General features: G+C 70.7%; 1 protein-coding gene. It reads right to left on the bottom strand.

Annotation, left to right across the window (positions count from 1 at the left end):
• Window positions 1-5,602 (bottom strand): type I polyketide synthase (locus tag PJ985_RS22970; RefSeq protein ID WP_271685817.1); only part of this gene is annotated, 5,602 nt, incomplete at both ends.

The raw sequence follows: 5,602 nt of genomic DNA, 5'->3' as shown, positions 1-5,602 counted from the left end.
GGCCGCCCGGATCACCCGCTGCTGCGACGGGCCGTTCGGCGCCGTCAAACCATTCGACGCACCATCGGAATTCACCGCCGAACCACGCATCACCGCAAGCACCCGGTGACCGTTCGCCCGCGCATCCGACAGCCGCTCCACCACCAGCACGCCCACACCCTCGGACCAACCCGTGCCATCCGCCGCCACGGAGAACGACTTGCAGCGGCCGTCCGCTGCCAAGCCCTGCTGTTTGCTGAACTCGGTGTAGATGCCCGGCGTCGCCATGACGGTCGCACCGCCGGTCAGCGCCAGGTCGCATTCGCCGTTGCGCAGGGACTGCGCCGCCAGGTGCAGGGCAACCAGCGACGACGAGCAGGCCGTGTCGACGGTGAGCGCCGGGCCTTCGAGCCCGAAGAAGTACGCCAGCCTGCCGGAAGCGACACTGATGGCAGTGCCGGTCAGGCCATGGCCTGCGGCCGCCTCGCTGTCCAGCCCGTAGTAGGAGGGCGCCACGCCCATGAAGACGCCCGCTTGACTACCGCGGAGGGAGAGCGGGTCAAGGCCCGCTCGCTCGAAGGCTTCCCAGGACGCCTCCAGCAGCAGTCGCTGCTGCGGATCCATCGCCCCCGCCTCACGCGGCGAGATACCGAACAGCTCAGCGTCGAAGGACGCGGCGTCATGAACGAAGCCACCCTCACGGGTGTAATCACCATCGACGTCCCGGGAAGCTCCGCCGACCGGCCAGTCGCGGTCGGTGGGGAACCCCCCGACCGCGTCGACGCCGTCGCTCACCAGGCGCCACAGGTCCTCAGGCGAGGATATTCCGCCGGGGTAGCGGCAGGCCATGCCGACGATGGCGATCGGCTCGTCGACACGCATGGCGACGGGTGCGCTACCGGGCGCTTCAGTCTCGGTGTCCAGCAGTTCGGTACTGAGGTGCCCGGCCAGCGCTTCGGGCGTCGGGTGGTCGAACACCAGGGTGGCGGGGAGCCGCAGGCCGGTGGCCGCGTTGACCCGGTTGCGCAGTTCGACCGACGTCAAGGAGTCGAATCCCAGCTCACGGAAGGCCCGCCCCCGTTCCACCGCCGCCGCCGAGGCATGGCCGAGCACAGCGGCGGCCTCGGAACGCACCAGATCGACGAGGGTGCGCTCCTGGTCTGCCGGATTCAGTGCGAGGAGGGTGGCGGCAAAGGAGTCGGTGGCGGTAGCGGCACGGCGTACGGGGACGCGCACCAGCCCTCGGAGCAATGCGGGCACCGGGGCGCCTGCTGTGCGGGCCCGCAGCCCTGCGATGTCGAGCCGCATCGGAACCAGGTGGGCCTCGGGGCGGGTCAGCACCGTGGTGTCGAACAGGTCGAGACCTTCCTCGTCGGACAACGGCTCGCCCACTTGGGCGAATCGTGCCCGGTCCGTGGCGTCGAGGTTCCCGCTGACAGCGCTCGCGCGGTCCCACAGGCCCCAGGCCAGCGCGGTCGCCGGGAGCCCTTGGGAGCGCCGGCGGTGAGCCAGCGCATCGAGGAAGGCATTGGCGGCCGCGTAATTGCCCTGCCCCGGCGAACCGAACGTCGCAGCCACCGAGGAATACATCACGAACATCCCCAGATCACACTCAGCCGTCAACTCATGCAAATTCACCGCAGCATCAGCCTTCGCCCGCAACACCCCATCCAACCGCTCCGGCGTCAACGCCTCCACCACCCCGTCATCCACCACACCCGCCGCATGCACCACACCCGTCAACGGAAACTCCGCAGGAATACCACCCAACACACCCGCCAACGCCCCACGATCCGCCACATCACACGCCACCACCTCCACCTCAGCCCCCAACCCCACCAACTCCGACACCAACCCCTCCACACCCGAAGCACCCCCACCACTCCTACTCACCAACACCAAACGCCGCACCCCATAACACCGCACCAAATGCCGCGCCACCAACCCACCCAACACACCCGTCCCACCCGTCACCAACACCGTCCCACCCGCCACCGAACCAAGGCCGGGGTTCTGCCCCGTCTCGTCCCCCGCCGGCCTGACCCTCGCCAGCCTCGGCACCAGCACCCGGCCCGCACGCACCGCCATCTGTGGCTCATCGGAGGCAAGTGCCCGGCCCCAGGGGAGGGTTTCGCACTCGTCCGCACCGGGCTCGCCCGTACCCGGAGTACCGGGGGTGTCCTCATCGAGAAGGACGAAGCGATCCGGATGTTCGGCCTGAGCCGCCCGCACCAGCCCCCACGCCGCAGCCGCCATCGGCTCGGCCATGCCGTCACCGTCTGCTGCGGCAACCGCGCCGCGCGTACACACGACCAGCCGGGACGCCACTGCCCGCTCCTCGGCCAGCCATGCCTGCACTCCCGCCAGTACCGCCGCGGGCTCAGCAGCAGGTCGCCAGACCACCACCCCGGGCACCTCGGACCACTCCGCCACATCGCGGGCCGGATCGTCCACGAGCACGTGCGCAACGGGATCGGTCCCGCTCACCTCACCGAGCTCTGTCCACACGACCTCGAACAGCGAGTCCGCGCCCGGGGCCGCCGTCAACTGTCCCGGCACGGCCCGCAATGCCAGGGACTCCACCGACAGAACCGGCAGACCCGCCTCGTCGAACGCCTCCACCGCCACCGCGTCCACACCTGCCGGCGTCAGCCGCACCCGCAGCACCGACGCGCCCACCGCATGCAAGGCCACGCCCGACCAGGAGAACGGCAGCCGCGCCGTCACAGGCTCCCCTGCCTCGCCCGTCGCACCCAGCGCCTGCAAGGCCGCGTCCAGCAAAGCCGGATGCATCCCGAACGCTCCGGCCTCCCGCCGGTCCGGCAAGGCCACTTCCGCACACACCGTGTCACCCGCAGTCCACAACGCCCGCAGCCCGCGGAACGCCGGACCGTAGACGAGCCCCGCCGCGTCCATGGTCTCGTAGTGTCCGCTGAGATCCACCGGGACGGCGCCCTCCGGCGGCCAGACCGCTTCCGCCGCGGGCTCTCCCTGTTCGCCCTCACCCAGCACACCCGCCGCATGCCGGGTCCACGAACTCTCCTCGTCCGACTCGCGCCGGCCGTACACCACGACCTCGTGCTCGGCGCCTTCCCCTGCGGAGACGACCACCTGTACGCGCACCGCGCCGCGCTCCGGCAGGACCAAGGGCGCGTGCAAGGTCAGCTCGTGCACGTGTGCCCTGCCGACCAGGCCGCCGGCGTGCAGGGCCAGTTCGAGCAGCGCCGTACCGGGAACCACGGTCGAGCCCTGCACCCGGTGGTCCGCCAGCCATGGATAGGCCGCTGTCGACAGGCGCCCGGTGAGCACCATGCCGTCGTCGGTGGCCGAAGCCACCGCGGCACCGAGCAACGGGTGGCCGGCACCGGACAGCCCTGCGTCGCTGACGTCGCCCGAACCGGGCTCGGGCCTTACCCAGTACCGCTCGTGCTGGAAGGCGTAGGTGGGCAGGTCCGCGCCGTCGACGGCGGGCAGGCCGGGCCAGTCGACAGCGGCACCGGCCACGTGCAGACCGGCCAGGGTCTGGAAGAAGGTCTCCACCTCGTCGCGGTCGGACCGCAGGGCCGGCACGAACACGGCATCGTCCAGAACTTGTTGCGCCAGAGCCGACAGCACGCCGTCCGGGCCCAGCTCGACGAATCTCCGCACTCCGGACATCCGTCCGAGGGCGTCGGCGAACATCACCGGCTGCCGGGCCTGCCGCACCCAGTACTCGTGCCCGTCGATCGGGCCGGGGCCGGTGGTCACGAGCGGAATCAGGGGTTCATGGTGGGTGAGGGTGGCCGCGACTGCTCCGAACTCCTCGAGGATGGGGTCCATGTGGTGCGAGTGGGCGGCGTGGGAGACGATCAGTCGCTTGACCCGCCTGCCCTCGGCACGCCACCGGGCCTCCAGCCGGGTGATCACGTCTTCGTCCCCGGAGACGGTCACCGACGCGGGGCCGTTCACCGCCGCCAGGTCGACCCCTGCAGGCAGCGGCACGACCTCCTCCCGAGAGGCTTCAACCGCCAGCATCGAACCGCTCTCCGGCAGAGCCTGCATGAGCCTGGCCCGCGAAGACAGCAGCCGGCACGCGTCGTCCAGCGACAGCACCCCCGCGATGTGCGCCGCGGCCAGTTCGCCCGTGGAGTGACCGAGCACCACGTCGGGTGTGATGTTCAGGGACTCCAGCAACCGGGTCAGCGAGACCTGCACGGCGAACATGCCCGCGATGGCATAGCCGATACGGGTCATCTCGTCTCCGTCGCCGAAGACGATCTCTTTCAGCGGCAGCCCCACGTCCACTCGGGCCGCGACCGCGTCGAATGCCTCGGCGAACACCGGGAATGCCGTGTAGAGCTCCCGGCCCATGCCCGCGTACTGCGAGCCCTGGCCCGTGAACATGAACGCGGTGCGTCCGTTGACGACCGAACCCTGCACGACGGAAGCCGCGGAGGTACCAGTGGCAAGGGCGTCCAGCCCTTTGAGGAGGCTTTCGGCACGGCCGAGCACGACAGCGCGGTGTTCCAGCGCGGCCCGGCCGGTGGTAAGGGTCTTCGCGATCTCCTCGGGCTGCAGACCGGGGTGTCCGGCCACAAAGTCCCGGAGCCGCGCTGCCTGGCCCCGCAGGCCCTCCGCGGTCCGGGCGGACACCGGCCACGGCACAGGGCCGGTAGCCGTGTCGCGGCGGACCGGGACGGCGGGGCGCTCCGGAGCCTGCTCGAGGATGACGTGAGCGTTGGTGCCGCTCATACCGAAGGAGGAGACGCCGGCGCGACGGGTGCGGCCGGTCCGAGGCCACGGCTGGTGTTCGGTGAGCAGTTCCACGGCGCCCGTCGACCAGTCGACCTGCGGGGTGGGCTCGTCGATGTGCAGGGTCCGGGGCAGCACCCCGTGCCGCATCGCCTCGACCATTTTGATGACACTGGCGACGCCGGCTGTGCACTGGGTGTGGCCGAGGTTGGACTTCAGTGAGCCGAGCCGCAGCGGCTCCTCCCGGTCCTGTCCGTAGACGGCGAGCAGCGCCTGTGCCTCGATCGGGTCACCGAGGCGGGTGCCCGTACCGTGTGCCTCCACCGCGTCCACCTCGGACGGCTTGATGCCTGCGGTGGCCAGCGCGGCCCGGATGACCCTCTGCTGGGCGGGCCCGCTGGGCGCGGTCAGGCCGTTGGAGGCCCCGTCCTGGTTGGTCGCCGATCCACGCACCACTGCCAGTACCCGGTGACCGTTGCGGAGCGCGTCGGAGAGCCGTTCGACGAGCAGCATGCCGACGCCCTCGGACCAGCCGGTGCCGTCCGCGTCCGCCGAGAACGATTTGCACCGCCCATCGGCCGAGAGGCCCTTCTGCCTGCTGAACTCGGTGAAGACGTCGGGGGCACCCATGACGGTGACGCCACCCGCCAGCGCCGTGTCGCATTCGCCGTTGCGCAGCGCCTGCACCGCCAGGTGCAGGGCCACCAGCGAGGACGAGCACGCCGTGTCGACAGTGACCGCGGGACCCTCCAGCCCGAAGGTGTAGGCGATGCGGCCGGAGGCAACGCTGGTGGCGCTTCCGGTGAGGAAGTGGCCTTCGACATCCTCGGGCAGACGCATGCCCACGCCGTATCCGGAGGCAGCGGCGCCGACGAAGACGCCCACCTGCGTA

The organism is Streptomyces sp. ACA25, from assembly GCF_028200735.1.
Classification (GTDB): Bacteria; Actinomycetota; Actinomycetes; order Streptomycetales; family Streptomycetaceae; genus Streptomyces.
The sequence above is the reverse complement of the archived record's forward strand: the minus strand, read 5'-3'. Positions and strand labels throughout refer to the sequence as shown.